Origin of the sequence: Microcella indica, from assembly GCF_013414345.1 — a bacterium.
In the GTDB taxonomy this organism is placed as follows: domain Bacteria; phylum Actinomycetota; class Actinomycetes; order Actinomycetales; family Microbacteriaceae; genus Microcella; species Microcella indica.
Genome location: NZ_CP058670.1, coordinates 654,366 through 671,835 on the forward strand (window position 1 = coordinate 654,366; position 17,470 = coordinate 671,835).

The window sequence follows — 17,470 nt, forward strand, 5'->3', positions numbered from 1 at the left end:
TCCGCAAGTCCATACACTCAACCCAGCCCAGGTGCCTATGCACCGAAGAGTCTGGACAAAGAAGCCCAGAGGAGACGCTATGACGATTGCACTTGGAGTAACGACGACGAAGGGCGAGGCCATCTCGCTCGTGTCCGTCGGCAAGACATACCAGACCGCCACCGGTGCGCTGCCGGCGCTCGTCGACGTGAATCTCGACATTCGCGCCGGGGAGTTCGTCGCACTCGTCGGGCCCTCTGGGTGTGGCAAGTCCACGTTGCTCAAGATCATTGCGGGCCTGATTCCGTTCGAGACCGGCATGGTCTCAGTGGGTGGCGAGAAGCCGAAGGAGGGCCGACGAGACATCGGCTTCATGCTTCAGCAATCTGTCTTGATGCCGTGGCTCGATGTCAAGGAGAACGTTGCGCTTCCATTCCGCATCGCGCGCGACTCCGGCCCTCACATCAGCGAACGAGTCGATGAGCTGCTCGACCTCGTCGGCCTGTCGCACGCTGCGTCAATGCGCACCTGGGAACTCTCGGGGGGTATGCAGCAGCGCGTCGCCTTGGCTCGTGCGCTGGCCCTCGACCCGGGAGTGATGCTCATGGACGAGCCGTTCTCGGCGCTCGATGAGTTCAAGCGCGAGCACTTGAACATTGAGGTCGCTCACATGGCAGACACGATCGGCAAGACGACGATCCTGGTGACGCACAGCATCTCCGAAGCCGTGCTCATGTCTGACCGGGTGATCGCGCTGGGGGTGAACCCGGGCCGCGTCGTTGGCGACATCACGATCGACCTCGAACGCCCCAGGTCCAGCGACATGGTGAGCGGAAAGCGATTCCAAGAGCTCAGCAATGAAGTGCGAGATGCGCTCGCCATCGGTATGACGGGAGAGGCGAAATGACGAGCAACATGACGGCGCCGTCGACAGAGCAAATCACCATTGCCCACGACGATCAGCAGAAGCGAACGGGAATGCTGGAACGGACGTCAGTTCGCATAGCGCTTCCACTGCTGGTACTGCTCTTCTTCGTCCTTGCCTTGCAGACACTCAGTGTGATGGGCGTACTCAACCCGATCACATTCCCTTCGCCACTCGATGTGTTCGCTGCCCTTGGCGACTTGATCACCAAGGGATACTTCTGGGAAGCCACCTGGATCACTCTGCAGGAGACTCTTCTCGGGTTCGCTTTCGGAGCCGGAGCCGGTCTTGTCATTGGCGCGTTGACCGGCACGTTCAAGACATTCCGGGTAGCGCTGTACCCGTTTATCGTGGCATTTCAGAACACTCCGCGTGTGGCACTCGCGCCCGTTTTTCTCACCTGGTTCGGCTTCGGAATGGAGTCGAAGGTCGTGATGGCAGCGGTGATCTGCTTCTTCCCGGTCGTCATCAACACTGTTGCTGGCATCGCAGGAGTAGACGAGAACGCCAAGACGCTCTTCCGTTCACTAGGTGCGACGAAGACGCAAGCCTTCTTCCGTCTCACGCTGCCGAGCGCCGCTGCGATCGCCTTTGCCGGGGTCAAGACGGCCCTCACCCTCGCACTGCTCGGCGCCATTGTCGCTGAGTTCGTCGGCGCATCTGAGGGTCTCGGCGTGCTGATCAAGGAACTGAACTTCCAGCTCGAAGTTGCTATGGGCTTCGCCGTCGTTATCACGTTGGCGATTATCGGCCTCGTGCTGTACGGCCTCATCGAGTTGGCAGAAAAGAAACTCATTACGTGGGTCAGAGATTGACCTTTTGAATGCACCACAGAGTCACAATTCCGATAATCACATCCAATGGAGGAAACAGTGAGAATCAACAAGAGATTGGTATCCGCAGCTGCGGCCATGGCGGCCGTCACTCTTCTCGCTTCGTGCGCTAGTAGCGAGCCCGAACCAGGCGACGGAAACGGCAACGGAGAGGCTCTGGCATCCGCCGAGGTACTGCTGCCGATTCCTGCCGGCCTGGCCTTCACTCCCCTCATCGTTGCGCAAGAGGAAGGCTTCTTTGCAGACGCCGGGCTCGACGTGACCTACTCGGTCGCAGACGGGTCGGGATATCTGTCACAGCAGATCGTCGCCGGCAACGTCGAGTTCGCTCTCATGGGCGCTGCTGATGCTGTGGTGTCGTTCAACAAGAGGGACGACGTTCGAGTTCTCTTCTGCAACCAGGTCAACAACGTCTACAGAATCGTTGCCCGCGCTGACACTGGTGTCGTAGACATGGCGGGGCTGGAGGGACTCGCTCTCGGCTACACCGAGCCCGGCGGTGGAGAAAGCCAGCTGGTGAGCGCAGCGCTCGCGGAAGCGGGACTCGTGGAGAATGAGAACATCACGCTCGTTCCTGTCGGTGCTGCAGGCCCCCAGTCGCTCGTCGCACTTCAAGACGACACGGTTCAGGCCTACAGTTCAAGCTTTCCTGATATCGCCGCTCTTGCCGCAGAGGGTATCGAATGGGTCGACATCACCCCGGCCAAGTACTCGAACGTTCCTGGCGCGTGCATGGTGACGACCGAAGAGGTTCTGAACACCGAGGAAGGCATGGCGAAGGCCATCGCCCTCGCTACCGGCTGGGTCGAGGGGCAGTACTTCTCTATCGAAAACCCTGACGAGGCTTTCGACATCGTGTGTTCGACCCTCGAGGCTGCGTGCGAAAACGCGACGGCTGCCGAGGCCCTGTACGTCGAGGCGATGAACCTCATCACCCCTCCTGACGGTCAGCGCCCCGGAGAATTGCGCCTCTCGTCATGGCAGACCGTTGTCGAGATCTTGAGTTCGTCTGACACGGTCGACGCCGGACTCGACGTCAACCCGCTCATTTCCGGAGCGAACGTCGAAGCAGTGGTCAGCGCCGCCTACGCGGGGCGCTAACTCGACCGAGCGAGGTTCACACTGCTCTGCCCAGGGGTGTGAACCTCGCTCTCGACTGCATAAGGAGCACTGAGACGTGAAGCCTGCACGCATTGCCGATGTGATTCACCACGCCCATCAGCAGGGGGAGCTTCTGCGAACAGGCACGTTTGCAGAGTTGGAGTCGGGCACCACCGCTCTGGATGCGGCGAGTGCGCTTCACGAGATTCGAACTCGCGCTGGACTTCACGCTGTGGGCTGGAAGCTCGGGTACACCTCTGAGGCAATGCGTCGTCAGATGAACATTTCGCAGCCGAACGCGGCACAAATCTATAGCGAATGGATCGCCGACGACTCGACCGTGACTCGACACCTCGTGCACCCGCGTATCGAACCCGAAGTGTCGATCTCGTTGGGCGAAAGCATTCGCTGGTCGAGTGTGCAATCGCTCTCGGCTGATCGGCAAGTGCAGTTCGTCTCTGATCGAGTTGTCGAAGCCCGGTGTGCGCTGGAAGTCGTGGACTCGGTGTGGAGCGACTACGTCTTCACCTGGGGGGAGAACACTGCTGATGGTTCGTCTGCCGCGGGAGCGGTGATCGGCGATGAGATACCGAATCTCTCTGACCTCGGAGAACTCACCGTTGAACTGTCACTTGATCGATCACCCTCAGACGGAAACGTCGCAGAAAACAGCTCGCGCGTCGAAGGCCATTCTCGAGACGTTATGGGGAATCCACTCACAGCAGTGGTGTGGCTCATTCGCCATCTTGATACCAAGGGCATCGTTCTCTCGCCCGGCGAGATTGTGCTCACAGGAGGAATCACCGCATCGCTCGACCTACCGCGCGGATCCGTCGCGCGAGCGTCGTTCTCCTCCAAGAACTGGAAGGGTGGGGTTGTTGCAATCCGCTAAGCCTTCGAAGATGGACGCATGACTGTGACTCCAGCTGCCGATGATGAGTCCGACCGCTCACTAGCCAGCGGACTTGACGACGACCACGGAAAACGTGGCATGCTGCAGCGCGCGATGAGCATCCTGTCGTCGTTTCGCCCGACCGACACCAGTGTCTCTCCGACCGAGCTCGCGAAACGAGCGGGACTCTCTAAAGCGACGGGGCACCGCATCGTCAAAGAGATGCTCGAGCTGGGATTTCTCGAACGGTCGAACGGCGGCGTGAGGTTGGGCCTACGAATGTTTGAGATCGGCCAGCTAGTTCCGCGACAACGAAACTTGCGAAGGGCTGCGCTTCCGCTCATGCACGATCTCCGCGAGGCCATTCGGGCGACGGTGCACCTGGCAGTGCTGGACGGCACTGACGTTCTGTACATCGACATTCTCGGCCAAAGTGACGAGCTTCCTTCCAGAATCGGGGGTCGACTCCCGAGCTATGCCACCGGTGTGGGCAAGGCCATGCTCGCGTTTGCACCACTCTTCATTCAGGAGCAGGTTCTCGAGGGCGAGTTCTTGCCGTATGCGCCGGGCACCATCAGGAGCAGGGCAGAACTTGAGTCTGAACTTGAATCTGCCCGTCGGTGGGGTGTCGCGTACGACCGTGAAGAGAGCACCGCGGGTGTTGTGTGCGCAGCCGCACCGATTCTCAGTCTCGATGGCGCCCTCCTGGGCGGGCTTTCCGTGTCGAGTCGAGTCGGGCAGATGAACCTTCAACAGGTTGCTCCTGCAGTGCACACGGCCGCGCTGACGCTCGGTCGCATGCTGGCTCAAGAAATGGCCCCTCGATTCGGCGCGGCTCCGATCGCCGAATACGACGACAACTACGCACGGGCTCCCCGTGGCTCGGCACCGGGGCACGAAGGGTATGGAGAGGTATACATTCATGAGTGACACGGCGAGCATTGATGCGACGGTTCTCCAAGCGGGTTCGCAAACGACCGGCATCGTGGAGTCTGGTGAGGGAACACCGGTCTTGCTCCTGCACGGTTCTGGACCTGGCGTCAGTGGGCTAGCGAACTGGCGCCTCACTCTTCCAGCACTCGCCGCTGCGGGATTTCGTGCGATCGCTCCCGATCAACTGGGATTCGGTCGAACTGTTCCCCCCGCGGGCCACCAATACTCCCTTGAGTCGTGGGTTGGCCACGCCATCGATGTTCTTGACGGCCTTGGGCTCGAGCGTGTTCATCTGATCGGCAATTCGTTCGGCGGCGCAGTGGCGTTGAATCTCGCTGCCCGTCACCCCGATCGAGTCGAACGGCTAGTACTCATGGGCACGGTGGGCGTACCTTTTCCGATCACCGAAGCTCTCGATCGCATCTGGGGGTATCGGCCGTCGATCGACGAAATGCTTGAGCTCATGAAGCTGTTCGCCTATGACTCCTCTGGCTTCGGGCGTGATCTCGCGGCACAACGGTTCGAAGCCAGCATCGAGAACGGCGCAGACAAACGGTTCGCAGAGATGTTCCCGGCACCCCGACAACGGTGGGTCGATGCCATGACGACGTCATTCGAGAGCATTGCGCGAATCACCTGCCCGACGTTGCTCGTTCACGGAAGGGACGACCGGGTGATTCCGCTGCAGAACACAATGACCCTGCTTGAGCTTCTGCCGAACGCACGGGCGCACATTTTCGGCCAGTGTGGCCACTGGACTCAAATCGAGCACGCGGCAGAATTCAACTCGCTGGTGACATCGTTCTTCACCGAAGAGATATAGTCGCGCGGGCGGTCGCTCGCGAGAAGTGCACTGCTAGCCGGTCGACCCCGCCCACAACCCATCGCGGGCACGGGTCAAGCGGGCGGTGGTGCTGGCGGTGTTGAACAGTGACGAGTTCGTCGACAAGCCACCGTTGCAGGTGTACGCGATCCTCCTCGAACGCGGCCAATACGTGGCCTCGATGTCGACGATGTACCGGGTGCTGGCCGAGAACGCGCAGGTGCGGGAGCGTCGCCGGCTCGCGTCGCATCCGCCGCGGAAGGTCCCCGAGCTGATCGCGACCGCCCCCGGGCAAGTTTTCAGCTGGGATATCACGAAACTCGCCGGCCCCGCCAAGGGGGTCTACTACGACGCGTACGTGATGATCGATATCTTCTCCCGCTACATCGTCGGCGCCATCGTCCACTCCTGCGAGGACGGTGTCCTCGCCAAGGAGATGATGCTGGACGCGTTCGGCCTGCACGGCACCCCCGAGATCGTGCATTCCGATGGCGGCCCGTCGATGACCTCCAAGACCGTGCGGACCCTGCTCGCGGACCTCAGTATGACCGCGTCCCGGTCCCGCCCGCGCGTGTCCAACGACAACCCCTACTCCGAAGCGTTGTTCAAGACGATGAAGTACCTGCCCGTCTTCCCCGAACGGTTCGGCTCCCTGACCCAAGCGCGCGAGTTCCTGGGCGAGTTCGTGCACGCGTACAACCATCACCACCGGCACACCGGGATCGGCATGCACACCCCCGCCGATCTCCACTACGGGCACGCCGACGCCATCGACCGCGACCGCGACGCCGCGCTCGACGCTGCACGCCGTGAACACCCGGAACGATTCGGCACCCGCGCTACCACCCGACCGAAGATCCTCGATCGCGACCCAGCCGCCTGGATCAACCAACCCTCAGCCGACGAGATACAACTCGCCGCCTGACACCCACCGGCCTCATCCGCCTTGACAAATTCCGGGCGGTGGTGCCGTCGAACAGGAGGGGGATGAGGCTTGTGGCGATGGTCCGTGGGTTGGCTCGCTCAACGCGCGAGGAGATCGTTGTCACCTCCCTCGACGACGGCGCAGCGAGACAACTGACTCTCGCCCGCTGGAGCATCCCTGGCTGGGATGCCGACGTTCCCGATCATGTCCTCGTGGTCGATGACTCGTGGGCGTCTGGCGGGCACGCGCAGTCGCTGGCCGCGCTGCTCAAGCAGTCCGGCGTGCGCAAGGTGTCGATCATGACCGTGGCGCGACTCCTCAGCCCCGAGTGGAGTGAGAATCCCGAGTTCGTGAAGACGCGCCTGTGTGGCAGCACCTTTGACTGGGCGCATTGCCCCGGACCGACGATGGTCTATGCCCATAGTGATTCTGTAAGGCCGGGCAAGAGATCAGCATGCGATTCGCAGGGAGGTAGGTTCTCTTTATGACCCTGGTCCTGGAGTACGAGCAGGCGACACGCAACGCCGAGCTGGCGCGACTGCGGAGTGTGCTCGCGGTGCGGGCGATGCTCGCCGAGGGGCAGTCGCAGCGCGAGGTGGCGAAGCGCCTCGGGGTCACGCAGCCCGCGATCAGCTACCAGGTCGCCAGCGAGCACACTGACGGCGTCCGGCCGAGCGATCTGATCGCCGCCGGAGGCTCCGTGCTCCGGCAGGTCGCCGAGCGGCAAGGATTCACCGACCTCGCGGTGTTCGGTTCCGCCGCTCGCGGGGACGACCGGCCGGACTCCGACATCGACCTGCTCGTGCAGCCGCCCCTCGGCGCCGACCTCTTCGACATGCTCCGCCTGGAAGAGGCGCTGGAGGCGATCCTCGGGTGTGGTGTCGATCTCGTGAGCTATCGGGGACTCGACCCTCAACGCGACTGTGCCATCCTCCGCGACAAGGTGCTGCTGTGATGGAACCGGCATGACCGACGCCTTCGGCCGACCGCTTGGCGGCGAGCTGCCACGCTTTCCGCCGAGCGCCCGTCCAGAGGAGGTCCGCGAGATCCGGCACGTCCGCCAGACGCTCGATCCACGGCTCGGGGTGATCCTCAGCGGGTTGAACGACTCCCCGTTGCAGCAGCCATTCGCCGACCGCATCTCCGAGCTGGTCACCACGACGCCCCCGACGCCGACCGGGGACGAGTTGGAGCGCGTGCTCGCGCCGCATTTGTGGCTGCTCCGCCGAGTCGGCGACACAGGCCTCCCCCTGACGGCTGCGGGCTACCTTCGGCCCGCCGACGTGAAAGAACTCGCAGCGATCCTGCCGTCAATGGTCGGCTGGATTCACCGCGTCACCACCGAAGCCCACGTCCAGCCGGTGCTGCACTTCCGCGAGCACCTTCAGGCGGTGGGGTTGCTGCGAAAGGCAAAGGGCGTCCTCCACGCGACGAAGATCGGTAAGCAACTCCGGGACGACCCCGCCGGGCTCTGGCGGCACCTCACCGGGCGAATCGTGCCGACCCGCGTCGCCTTCGACGAGACCTGCGCGACCCTACTGCTCGTCCACCTCGCCACCACCGAGGGCCGCCTCGACGAGGACGCCATCGTTCGGATGATGAACGAGATGGCTTGGGGCCACAGCGACGGCAGCCCTATCGTGCGATGGGACGTTTTCGACGTGTGGAACCCGCTGTGGTGGGCGATCGGCGCCGTCGGCCCGCGGGACGCCGCGACCGAGGAGAGCGCGTGGAAGCGCATTCCGACCCCTGCGGCCCGTGCGCTGGTCCGCGACGTGCTCTTTCCGGACCCGGCGATCGGGGCTCGGTGATGAGCGATGACGGCGAGGGAGTGCGAAAGAAGGATTTCACACCCGAGATGATTCGCCGCGCTGCCGAACGCTCGGCTCGGGCGTCGATGGCGCTCGAAGGGCGCGCGGTGCCGGAGGGGTACGTCCGGACCGAGCGCGTCGAACGATTCCTGGAGACCCGCCGTCAGCGATAGACAGCGGAGTCGGCTGGGCCGGATCAGGCCGAAACGACGATGGACGGGGGAAACTGAAAGCATGATCGCCGTCGCCAGCCGCCTCGACCGGATCGCCGTCGATCCGCAGATTCAGAGAACACTTGAGTTCCGCCGTCAGTGGAGTTCGCTAGTTTTCCGAACGCACTGCTAGGATGTTCTGGAAACTCTTGTGCTCCGCTGGCGTCGGAGTCGCTAGGTATTCCGAACGAGGTGCCCTATGTTCCGCGATGAACCGCAGTCCGAGCGTGACGTGGTGAAGCGCGCCATCGACGTCGTGCGCTCGCGGATGCCGCTCGGCTGGAAGCTGGACGAGACGTACGAGGTCAGCGGTCCGAACGGTCGCCGCATCGACGCGACGCTCCAGATCACTGCGCCCGATGGTGCCTGGGCGCGTCTCGTGTTCGAGGCGAAGCGGGTCATCGAGCGGCGGGACGTCGCCGACATCGTGAACCAGCTGAAGGACTACCTCGGCGACGGCGATGTCCCTGTTGTTGCGGGAAAGTACCTGAACCCGCAGGTGCGCGCCGATCTGAAGAAGCAGGACATCTCCTACATCGACGCGACCGGCAACATACTCATCACGGCCACGTCGCCCGCTCTTTATCTCGCGGACCGTGGCGAAGATCGGGACCCTTGGCGGGGAAAGGGTCGGCCGCGCGGCACGCTACGAGGCGAGCCCGCAGCTCGGGTGGTGCGCGCCCTGCTCGACTTCGACAAGGCCTGGGGCATTCGGGATCTCATCGAGACATCCAAGGCCTCGACAGGGGCCACCTACCGTGTGCTGGAGTACCTGGAGCAGGAAACCCTCGCCGCGCGCGGCGCTGACGGACTGATCCGAGTACCCGACTGGAAACGGCTGCTCGAAGCCTGGGCCGCCGACACGACGCTGGGGGCGACAAGCAAGGTGGCCCGCTACATCGAGCCCCGAGGCCTGGAGTCGTTTGCGGACAAGCTCCGCGCCAGCGAGGACTACCCGTATGTTGTGACCGGCTCGATCGCAGCTCGTGAATGGGCACCCTATGCCCCGGTGCGGGCCGCGTATGTGTATGTGGAATCGCTCGACGCCGCGTCGGAGCGATGGGATCTGCGTGCTGCCGAGGCTTCTCCCAACGTGATCTTGTGCGAGCCGCGAAAGCCTGATGACGTGGCCTTCGACCGTGCCGTGATGTCGAGCAAGGGGTACCGGATCGCCGCCCCTACGCAAGTGGCCGCAGACCTCCTGAACGGCCCCGGACGCAACCCGTCGGAGGCTGAAGAGCTCCTCGCGTGGATGTCCGCGCACGAAGGAGCGTGGCGGAAGTGACCGAACGCGACCCGCAGGTCGTGAGCGCACGCCGGGCGCTCCTCGACGCACTGGACGCACTCGGGCCGCATCGGGATGCGGTGATCCTCGTCGGCGCTCAGGCCATCTACCTCCACACCGGCAGTGCCGAGGTCGCGCTCGCGGAGTTCACGACCGACGCCGACCTCGCCGTCGACCCGTCCCGCCTCGGTGCCGACCCCCTGATCGAGGACGCGATGACGGCGGCCGGATTCGTGCCCGACCCCGACTCCTCAGCGCTCGGCACCTGGCGCTCCCGGGATTGGGTGCCGGTCGATCTGCTGGTACCGGATGCGGTCGCAGGAGCAGGGCGCCGATCGGCGAACCTGCCGCCGCACGACAAGCGCGCGATGCGTCGGGCCGTCGGCCTGGAGCCTGTGCTGGTCGACAGTACGCCGATGCTGATCGAGTCGTTCGATCCGGCCGATCTCCGGGTTTTCACGGTCAAGGTCGCGGGCCCAGCAGCCCTGCTCATCGCGAAGGCGCACAAGGTGGCCGAGCGGATCGACAACCCGAAGCGCCGCGACGCAAAGGACGCCCACGACATCTACCGGCTGCTGCGGGCCGTCGGCACGGAAGAACTCGCAGCGCCGCTCACGCTGCTCGCGACCGATCCGATGGTCGGCGGCGTGACGCGAGCCGGGGTCGGGTACATCGAGACGATGTTCGCCGCCGGAGAGGGTGCTCCCGGATCCATGCTTGCCGGGCAGGCTGAGGAACTCGTCGGCGACCCGGTGCAGGTCGCCCTCGCTGTCAGCCTGCTCGCACAGGACCTGATCTCCGCCCTCGCGAAGTCCGCCTGAAGTCACCGGCCTCGGTTGCGGATCCGCCGGGTCGGCGTTGCGGATTCGCCGGGCCGAGCCGAGTCGCTGACGGGGTGCGATGAGGTGACCACGAACGTGACCAAAAACCCCCTCAGCGTGACCAGAAACAGCCCGTACCGATCAGTAGCCCGCCGTACACTGACCCCATGAGAAGCGCGGAATTCCGCGGATTCTCGGGCATCACGCCAGCGAGCGCCGGGACGCCAGGAGCCGTCAGTTGTTCTTGGTTCGAGTCCAGATACCCCAGCCACGTAGGAACGACCCTCGCAGGGCCTGCAGATGCGGGCCCGGAGTGCATTAACGGGCGCTCTCGTAGTCGGTATGGACGGTGCCACTATCGATAGCGACACTATCCATCATGGGGATGTCCGAGCTCAGTGCCGCGACCGGTGCGACCGTGCCCACGCTCAAGTTCTACCTGCGCGCGCAGCTGCTGCACGCGGCGCTGCGCACGAGCCCCAACCAGGCGCAGTACGACGACAGCCACGTCGAGCGCGTGCGCCTCGTACGCGCCCTGCTCGAGGTCGGCGGGCTGAGCGTCGCGCAGGCCGCGCGCGTCATCGGCGCACTCGACTCCGACGTCCCGCTGTCGAGCGTGTTCGGTGTCGCGCAGCGTGCGGTGAGCATCCCGTCGTCGCCTCGCGAGGACCGCGACGCGTCGTCAGAGCTGGGGGAGGGCGCCCGCCTCATCGCCGAGCTGTGCGCGCGCCGCGGCTGGCGCGTGCACGCGAACAACCCGGGCCTCGCGATCGCCGCGCGCGTCATCGGCACCTACGCCGACCTGGGTCTCGACGCACTCACGGCAGCCGTGCTCGAGCCGGGCGCCGAGGCGGCCGACCTCGTGGCGCGCGCCGATCTCGACGGCGTCGCGCAGGCCGGTCCCGATCCTGCCGCCATGACGCGCGTCGTCGCCGTCGGCACCGTGCTCGGCGACAGCCTCGCTGCGGGGCTGCGCCGCATCGCGCAAGAGGCGGAGTCGTTCCGACGCTTCCCGCTCCCCGCGGGCGTGCCCGCGCCGGAGCCCTTGACCGCCGCCGCGATCGCGGCCCACCTCGAGGAGGACTGCTGATGACCACGACCGATGTCGCCGATGCTCGCCACGACTGGCGCCTCGACCTGCCGCCGAGCCGCTGGCACCGTCCGCTGCTGGTCCTCGCCGTCGCGCTCGCCGCCCTCACGGTGGTGACTCTCGTCGGCTGGGTCGTCGACGACCGCGAGCTGTTGGGCGTGAACCTGTGGGAGAAGCCCCTCAAGTTCGCGATCTCGGGGGTCGTCTACGCGGTCACGTGGGCGTGGCTCATCGGACACTTCAGCAGGTGGCGCCGCGCTGCCTGGTGGGCCGGCACGGTGATCGCGATCACGCTCGCGATCGAGCTCGTCGTCATCGTGGGCGCCGCGGTCGCCGGCATCACGAGCCACTTCAACGTCTCCACACCGCTCGCGACGACCCTGTGGTCGGTCATGGCGGCGGCGATCACGACGCTCTGGGTCGCGACCTTCGTCGCGGCCGTCGCGCTGTGGAGGAACCCGGGTGCCGACCCGGCCCGGCAGGCGGCGATTCGCAGCGGGGTCGGGATCTCGCTCCTCGGCATGGGATTCGCCTTCCTCATGACGAGCCCCAACGCCGAGCAGCTGGCCGACTTCCAGGGCATCGCGGGGGCCCATGCCGTCGGTGTCGCCGACGGCGGCCCCGGGCTTCCCCTCCTCGGGTGGAGCACGGTCGCGGGCGACCTGCGCATTCCGCACTTCGTCGGCATGCACGCGTTGCAGGCCATACCGCTGCTCGCGCTTGCCCTCGAGCTCGCGGCCCGGCGCGTCGTGGTGCTGCGCGACGCCGCTGTGCGCCGCGGGCTCGTGCTCACGGGCGCGGGCGCCTTCCTCGCGGTCGTCGGCCTCGTGACGATGCAGGCCCTGCGCGGCCAGTCGATCATTGCTCCGGATGCTCTGACCCTGTCACTCGCGACCACCATCGCCGCTCTGGCTCTCGCCGGGGCGCTCGCCGTGCTCGCCGCGGGCGTGCGCCGACGTCGAGCGTTGGCTGTAAGCGAGTCGACCCAGAACGCACCCGCGCCCTAGGTTCGAGGTATGGCACCTCACGCGGCGGCAGTGGTCGGATCAGGGCCCAACGGTCTCGCCGCCGCCGTGATCCTCGCTCGAGCAGGCATCCGCACGACCGTCTACGAGCGCTCCGCGCACGTCGGCGGGGGAGCACGCACCGCGGAGCTCACCCTGCCCGGCTACCTGCACGACGCCGGCTCGGCCGTGCATCCGCTCGCCGTCTCCTCCGGATTCTTCCGGCGGTTCGAGCTCGCGAAGCGCATCGAGCTGCGCACTCCCGAGCGCTCGTACGGGCATCCTCTCGATGGCCGCCCCGCGGCGATCGCGTACCGCAGCCTCGATCGCACCGCACACAACCTGGGGGTCGACGGTGCGGCCTGGCGGCGACTCTTCGCGCCGCTCGTGGAGCGCGCCGCGCACGTCGCCCAGTTCACGGGGTCGAGTCTCATGCGGGTTCCCGACCATCCCGTCGCGGCGGCCCTCTTCGGCCTTCGCGCCCTCGAGCAGGGCACGCCGGCGTGGAATCTGCGCTGGCGCGACGATGCGGCACCCGCTCTCCTCACGGGTGTCGCCGCGCACTCCGTGCAGCCCATGCCGTCGCTCGGCACGGCGGGCACGGCGATGTCGCTCGCGACGGCGGGCCACGCGGGCGGATGGCCGATACCGGTGGGCGGCAGCCAGGCGATCACTGACGCTCTCGTCGCCGACCTGCTCGCGCACGGCGGGCGCGTCGAAGCGGGCGTGGACATCGCCTCGCTCGCCGAGCTGCCGCCGGCGGACGTCGTGCTCCTCGACGTGACCCCTCGAGCTCTCATCCGGCTCGCGGGCGATGCGCTGCCCGACGGCTATCGGCGGCGGCTCGAGCGGTACCGCTACGGCTCGGGCATCGCGAAGGTCGACTTCGCGCTCAGCAGCCCCGTGCCGTGGGCCGACCCGGAGCTGCACGCGACGCCCACCCTGCACCTCGGGGGCACGCGCGAGCGCATCACGGCATCGGAGGCGACCGTCGCTCGCGGGCGGCACTCCGACGATCCGTACGTGCTCGTCTCCCAGCCCTCGGTCGTCGACGACTCGAGGGCGCCCGCGGGCCACCACGTGCTGTGGGCGTACACGCACGTGCCGAGCGGGTCGACGGTCGACCAGACGGAGGCGATCACGCGGCAGATCGAGCGGTGGGCGCCGGGCTTCCGCGACGTCATCCTCGCCTCCACGAGTGCGACGGCCGCGCAGATGCAGGTGGAGAACCCGAACTACATCGGGGGCGACATCGCCACGGGCGCCGCCACGATGCGGCAGCTCGCCGCACGACCCGTCCTCTCGCCCGAGTCCTGGCGCACGCCCGTCCCCGGGCTCTACTTGTGCTCGTCGGCCACCGCGCCCGGGCCGGGAGTGCACGGGCTCAGCGGCGCCTACGCCGCGCGCAGTGCGCTGCGGCACGAGTTCGGGCTCGAGGGTCTGCCGTTCCTCGGCATCGACAACTCCGGCGCCGACTCCCGCAGCACACCTGGAGGCGACTGATGGCCCGCACGATTCGGTTGTTCCACTGCCCTCCAGAGGCGGTCTTCCCTCGTGTCGAGCATCCTCATAGACCCGCCCCTGCACTTCCGCAACCGCAAGGCCCTGCGCCGCCTCGCGTACCTCGCCGAGGGCCAGTGGACGAACCACGAGACGGACGAGCGCTCGAGCGCGGAGGATCGCGGCGAGGAGTGATGCTCGCCGGGCGGCGATCAGTCGAGGTCGAGCGAGTCGCCAGCCTCGAGCGCGACGAACGTGCCGCCGTGCAGCTCGGTCACGTGCTGGATGCGCGCGTTGGCCATCTTCTGCCCGATCTCCGAGTTGATCCGTTCGTGAGTCGGGAACGAGCGGCGGGGGCGCACGGCGTCGACGTAGTCCATGACCTCGCCGATCTTGAGCCACGGCGCGCTCGAGGGCACCGCGAGCACGTCGACGGAGCGCTCCGGCACCGTGAACGAGTCGCCGGGGTAGTAGAGGGTCTCGTTGACGAAGACGCCCACGTTGTCGATGACGGGGATGCTGCGGTGGATGGTCGCGTGCCGACCGCCCGAGAAGGCGAGCGCGAAAGGCCCGGCTGCGCGCACATCTCCCGCATCCACGACGGTCCAGTCGTAGTCGGGATGCGCGGCGGCGACTCCCGCGGGAGCGAACAGGTGCACGGCACCCTCCGCGGCACCCAGCAATCGGTCGAGGTGCTCGCGCGTGATGTGGTCGGCGTGCTCGTGCGTGACGACGATCGCGGCGAGATGTTCGGCGGAGAAGGGGGCTGTGTAGCTGCCCGGGTCGATGACGAGACTCGCTCCCTCGTGCTCGACGACGAGGCACGCGTGCTCGCGCTTGGTGAGAATCATGGGCACACTGTTGGTGAGAATCATGGGCACACTGTACTCACCGATCGTGCGCAGTCCCTTGACGTTCTATACCCCAGGGGGGTATCGTCGGCCGCGTGATCGACGACATCAAGAAGCGAGCCCTGCACCGTTCGCGCATCCTGCAGGGCCAATTGCGCGGCATCGAGAAGATGATCGAGAACGAGGACTACTGCGTCGACATCATCACGCAGTCCCTCGCCGTGCAGAAGAGCCTGCGCAGCCTCAACAAGCTGCTCGTCGAGAACCACTTGCGCACGCACGTGACCGACATGTTCGACGTGGGCGGCGACGAGCGCGAGAAGGCGATGGCCGAGCTGCTCGCCGTCTTCGAGCTCAAGAACAACAGGGGGGAGTGACCATGGCGCACGATCACGCACACCACGACCACGCAGGCCACGACGCCGCGGAGCAGGACGGCGCAGTCGCGACGAGGGAGGCACCGCACGGGCACGGCGCCCACGGCGACCACACCGGTCACGACCCTGCGCAGTTCCGGCGCAAGTTCTGGCTGAGCCTCGCGCTCACCGTCCCGATCCTCGTCTTCTCGCCCGGCCTGCAGAGTCTCCTCGGCCTCGACGGGCCGCGGTTCCCCGGCAGCGAGTTCATCTCCGCGGGGCTCGGTGCATTCCTCTTCTTCTACGGCGGCTGGGTCTTCCTCCGCGGCGCCTGGGTCGAGCTGCGGCAGAAGCAGCCCGGCATGATGACCCTCATCTCCCTCGCGATCGTCGTCGCCTTCGGCTACAGCGCCGCCGTCACGCTGGGCCTCGACGGCATGGACTTCTGGTGGGAGCTCGCGACGCTCATCACGATCATGCTGCTCGGCCACTGGCTCGAGATGTCGGCTGTCATGGGAGCGCAGAACGCGCTCGGTGAGCTCGCCGCCCTCATCCCCGATGAGGCCGAACTCGTCGACGGCGACGACACCCGCACGGTCGCAGCCTCCGAGCTCGCGGTCGGCGACCGTGTGATCGTGCGCCCCGGGTCGGCGATCCCCGCCGATGGCACGGTCGTCGACGGCGAGAGCGACGTCGATGAGTCGCTCCTCACGGGCGAGTCCGAGCCGATCGGCAAGCAGACGGGCGATTCGGTCGTCGCCGGCTCCGTCGTCGGGGGCGGCTCTCTCACCGTCGAGGTGACCAAGACGGGCGAGGACACGGCCCTCGCGGGCGTCATGAAGCTCGTCGCCGACGCCCAGAGCTCCAAGTCGGGCACGCAGCTGCTCGCCGATCGCGCCGCGGCGCTCCTGTTCTACCTCGCCCTCGCCGCGGCGATCATCACGGCGATCGTGTGGGTGATCGTGCGCCCCGGCGAGCCCGACTTCGTGCTCGCGCGCGTCGTGACCGTGCTCGTCATCGCGTGCCCGCACGCCCTCGGTCTCGCCATCCCGCTCGTCGCGCAGATCTCCACCTCCCGCGGCGCCAAGCGCGGGCTGCTCATCCGCTCACGTGCGGCGCTCGAGGCGGCGCGCTCGATCGACGTCGTGCTGTTCGACAAGACGGGCACCCTCACCGAGGGCCGTCAGGGCGTCGAGACGGTCGTCGTCGCCGACGGAGTCGACGAGGACGAGGCTGTGGCGCTCGCCGCCGCCGTCGAGGCCAAGAGCGAGCATCCCATCGCCCGCGCGATCATCGCCGAGGCCGCCGATCGCGACCTGAAGAAGCGCCGCAGCGCGCGGTTCACCGCGGTCTCCGGCAAGGGCGTGACCGCGCGCGTCGGCGAGACGGAGTACTCGGTCGCGAGCGGCCGTTGGGTCACCGAGCAGAGCATCGAGGTGCCGGGCGCCCTCGTCGCGGCGGCCCGCGAGGCGGGCGAGGCAGGCCAGACGGTCGTCTATCTTCTCGAGGGGGATACCGTGCTCGCGCTCTTCGCGATCGCCGACGTGATCCGCCCCGAGTCGCGTGAAGCCGTCACGGCTCTGCAGAAGCGCGGCGTGCGGGTCGCGCTGCTCACGGGCGACTCGCAGCCCGTCGCCGAGTGGGTCGGGCGCGAGCTCGGCATCGACGAGGTGCACGCCGAAGTGCTGCCCGGCCAGAAGTCCGACGTCGTCGCCGAGCTGCAGCGCGGCGGTACGAGCGTCATGATGGTCGGCGACGGCGTCAACGACGCCCCCGCCCTGGCCCGCGCCGACGTGGGCGTCGCGATCGGAGCGGGAACAGACGTCGCCATCGAGTCGGCGGGCATCGTGCTCGCCTCGAGTGACCCGCGCGGCGTCGACGAGGCGATTCAGCTCAGCCGCCGCACGTACGCGAAGATGCAGCAGAACCTCGTGTGGGCGGCCGGCTACAACGTCGTCGGCATCCCGCTCGCCGCCGGCGTGCTCGCGGGCGTCGGCTTCCTGCCCTCGCCCGCGCTCGGCGCCGTGCTCATGAGCGTGTCGACGATCGTCGTCGCCCTCAACGCGCAGCTGCTGCGCCGCGGCTGACGCGCGGAGTCGTCAGCAGCCGTCGGGCGGATCGTGACGCGG

At 66.6% G+C, this 17,470-nt stretch carries 19 protein-coding genes and 1 pseudogene; 19 read left to right on the top strand and 1 reads right to left on the bottom strand.

Annotated features, from left to right (window positions below; translation table 11 throughout):
• The first annotated feature begins 79 nt into the window (after window positions 1-79).
• The 17 genes and pseudogenes from HUJ41_RS03225 (at window position 80) to HUJ41_RS03305 (ending at window position 14,329) form a co-directional block, all read left to right on the top strand.
• Complete coding sequence (locus HUJ41_RS03225; protein ID WP_179873332.1) at window positions 80-886, top strand: ABC transporter ATP-binding protein; 807 nt, start codon at window positions 80-82, stop codon at window positions 884-886.
• On the top strand, window positions 883-1,719 hold the full coding sequence (locus HUJ41_RS03230) for an ABC transporter permease (RefSeq protein WP_179873333.1): 837 nt from the start codon (window positions 883-885) through the stop codon (window positions 1,717-1,719). The genes HUJ41_RS03225 and HUJ41_RS03230 overlap by 4 nt, the downstream gene beginning before the upstream one ends.
• A 57-nt stretch (window positions 1,720-1,776) precedes the next feature.
• Entirely contained in the window at window positions 1,777-2,838 is a 1,062-nt protein-coding gene (locus tag HUJ41_RS03235; protein WP_179873334.1) for an ABC transporter substrate-binding protein, read from the top strand.
• Window positions 2,839-2,914: 76 nt separating this feature from the next.
• The gene (locus HUJ41_RS03240) at window positions 2,915-3,730 is read left to right on the top strand and encodes a 2-keto-4-pentenoate hydratase (protein WP_179873335.1); all 816 of its coding nucleotides are present in this window, start codon (window positions 2,915-2,917) and stop codon (window positions 3,728-3,730) included.
• 18 nt (window positions 3,731-3,748) lie between these two features.
• Window positions 3,749-4,660 (top strand): IclR family transcriptional regulator, encoded by a 912-nt coding sequence (locus HUJ41_RS03245; RefSeq protein WP_218925630.1) that lies wholly within the window; start codon window positions 3,749-3,751, stop codon window positions 4,658-4,660.
• Window positions 4,653-5,486 (top strand): alpha/beta fold hydrolase, encoded by an 834-nt coding sequence (locus tag HUJ41_RS03250; RefSeq protein ID WP_179873336.1) that lies wholly within the window; start codon window positions 4,653-4,655, stop codon window positions 5,484-5,486. Before HUJ41_RS03245 ends, HUJ41_RS03250 begins: the two co-directional genes overlap by 8 nt.
• Window positions 5,487-5,532: 46 nt before the next feature.
• Window positions 5,533-6,411, top strand: a pseudogene (locus HUJ41_RS03255) (transposase); the annotation flags it as partial.
• A gap of 38 nt (window positions 6,412-6,449) precedes the next feature.
• Complete coding sequence (locus HUJ41_RS03260) at window positions 6,450-6,899, top strand: phosphoribosyltransferase (protein WP_218925631.1); 450 nt, start codon at window positions 6,450-6,452, stop codon at window positions 6,897-6,899.
• Complete coding sequence (locus tag HUJ41_RS03265; RefSeq protein ID WP_179873339.1) at window positions 6,896-7,366, top strand: nucleotidyltransferase domain-containing protein; 471 nt, start codon at window positions 6,896-6,898, stop codon at window positions 7,364-7,366. Before HUJ41_RS03260 ends, HUJ41_RS03265 begins: the two co-directional genes overlap by 4 nt.
• Window positions 7,367-7,376: 10 nt before the next feature.
• Window positions 7,377-8,222 carry a hypothetical protein gene (locus HUJ41_RS03270; protein WP_179873340.1) on the top strand — a complete coding sequence of 282 codons (846 nt, stop codon included), beginning with the start codon at window positions 7,377-7,379 and terminating at the stop codon, window positions 8,220-8,222.
• On the top strand, window positions 8,222-8,395 hold the full coding sequence (locus HUJ41_RS03275; protein WP_179873341.1) for a hypothetical protein: 174 nt from the start codon (window positions 8,222-8,224) through the stop codon (window positions 8,393-8,395). Before HUJ41_RS03270 ends, HUJ41_RS03275 begins: the two co-directional genes overlap by 1 nt.
• A gap of 238 nt (window positions 8,396-8,633) precedes the next feature.
• Window positions 8,634-9,719 (top strand): hypothetical protein, encoded by a 1,086-nt coding sequence (locus tag HUJ41_RS03280; protein WP_218925632.1) that lies wholly within the window; start codon window positions 8,634-8,636, stop codon window positions 9,717-9,719.
• Entirely contained in the window at window positions 9,716-10,540 is an 825-nt protein-coding gene (locus tag HUJ41_RS03285) for a GSU2403 family nucleotidyltransferase fold protein (protein ID WP_179873342.1), read from the top strand. The genes HUJ41_RS03280 and HUJ41_RS03285 overlap by 4 nt, the downstream gene beginning before the upstream one ends.
• A gap of 379 nt (window positions 10,541-10,919) precedes the next feature.
• Window positions 10,920-11,630 (top strand): MerR family transcriptional regulator, encoded by a 711-nt coding sequence (locus tag HUJ41_RS12965; protein WP_179873343.1) that lies wholly within the window; start codon window positions 10,920-10,922, stop codon window positions 11,628-11,630.
• Window positions 11,630-12,637, top strand: coding sequence for a hypothetical protein (locus tag HUJ41_RS03295; RefSeq protein ID WP_218925634.1), 1,008 nt, complete (start codon window positions 11,630-11,632; stop codon window positions 12,635-12,637). The genes HUJ41_RS12965 and HUJ41_RS03295 overlap by 1 nt, the downstream gene beginning before the upstream one ends.
• A 9-nt stretch (window positions 12,638-12,646) precedes the next feature.
• Window positions 12,647-14,137: a phytoene desaturase family protein gene (locus HUJ41_RS03300; RefSeq protein ID WP_179873344.1), complete on the top strand. Its 1,491-nt coding sequence runs from the start codon at window positions 12,647-12,649 to the stop codon at window positions 14,135-14,137.
• Between the two features lie 51 nt (window positions 14,138-14,188).
• Window positions 14,189-14,329, top strand: a complete 141-nt coding sequence (locus HUJ41_RS03305; protein WP_179873345.1) for a hypothetical protein — start codon at window positions 14,189-14,191, stop codon at window positions 14,327-14,329.
• Window positions 14,330-14,346: 17 nt separating this feature from the next.
• On the opposite strand, the gene HUJ41_RS03310 is transcribed toward HUJ41_RS03305, so the two are convergent.
• Window positions 14,347-14,985: an MBL fold metallo-hydrolase gene (locus HUJ41_RS03310; protein WP_179873840.1), complete on the bottom strand. Its 639-nt coding sequence runs from the start codon at window positions 14,983-14,985 to the stop codon at window positions 14,347-14,349.
• 95 nt (window positions 14,986-15,080) lie between these two features.
• On the opposite strand from HUJ41_RS03310, the gene HUJ41_RS03315 reads away from it, so the two are divergent.
• Together HUJ41_RS03315 and HUJ41_RS03320 are read left to right on the top strand one after the other, a co-directional pair.
• The gene (locus HUJ41_RS03315) at window positions 15,081-15,362 is read left to right on the top strand and encodes a metal-sensitive transcriptional regulator (RefSeq protein ID WP_179873346.1); all 282 of its coding nucleotides are present in this window, start codon (window positions 15,081-15,083) and stop codon (window positions 15,360-15,362) included.
• 2 nt (window positions 15,363-15,364) lie between these two features.
• Entirely contained in the window at window positions 15,365-17,428 is a 2,064-nt protein-coding gene (locus HUJ41_RS03320; RefSeq protein WP_179873347.1) for a heavy metal translocating P-type ATPase, read from the top strand.
• Window positions 17,429-17,470: the final 42 nt, after the last annotated feature.

Bases quoted from the DNA above. Each gene is read 5' to 3' on its own strand.
- HUJ41_RS03225 (WP_179873332.1), top strand. From the start codon at position 80: ATGACGATTGCACTTGGAGTAACGACGACGAAGGGCGAGGCCATCTCG.
- HUJ41_RS03230 (WP_179873333.1), top strand. From the start codon at position 883: ATGACGAGCAACATGACGGCGCCGTCGACAGAGCAAATCACCATTGCC.
- HUJ41_RS03245 (WP_218925630.1), top strand. From the start codon at position 3,749: ATGACTGTGACTCCAGCTGCCGATGATGAGTCCGACCGCTCACTAGCC.
- HUJ41_RS03250 (WP_179873336.1), top strand. From the start codon at position 4,653: ATGAGTGACACGGCGAGCATTGATGCGACGGTTCTCCAAGCGGGTTCG.
- HUJ41_RS03265 (WP_179873339.1), top strand. From the start codon at position 6,896: ATGACCCTGGTCCTGGAGTACGAGCAGGCGACACGCAACGCCGAGCTG.
- HUJ41_RS03270 (WP_179873340.1), top strand. From the start codon at position 7,377: ATGACCGACGCCTTCGGCCGACCGCTTGGCGGCGAGCTGCCACGCTTT.
- HUJ41_RS03275 (WP_179873341.1), top strand. From the start codon at position 8,222: ATGAGCGATGACGGCGAGGGAGTGCGAAAGAAGGATTTCACACCCGAG.
- HUJ41_RS03280 (WP_218925632.1), top strand. From the start codon at position 8,634: ATGTTCCGCGATGAACCGCAGTCCGAGCGTGACGTGGTGAAGCGCGCC.
- HUJ41_RS12965 (WP_179873343.1), top strand. From the start codon at position 10,920: ATGGGGATGTCCGAGCTCAGTGCCGCGACCGGTGCGACCGTGCCCACG.
- HUJ41_RS03295 (WP_218925634.1), top strand. From the start codon at position 11,630: ATGACCACGACCGATGTCGCCGATGCTCGCCACGACTGGCGCCTCGAC.
- HUJ41_RS03300 (WP_179873344.1), top strand. From the start codon at position 12,647: ATGGCACCTCACGCGGCGGCAGTGGTCGGATCAGGGCCCAACGGTCTC.
- HUJ41_RS03310 (WP_179873840.1), bottom strand. From the start codon at position 14,985: ATGATTCTCACCAAGCGCGAGCACGCGTGCCTCGTCGTCGAGCACGAG.
- HUJ41_RS03320 (WP_179873347.1), top strand. From the start codon at position 15,365: ATGGCGCACGATCACGCACACCACGACCACGCAGGCCACGACGCCGCG.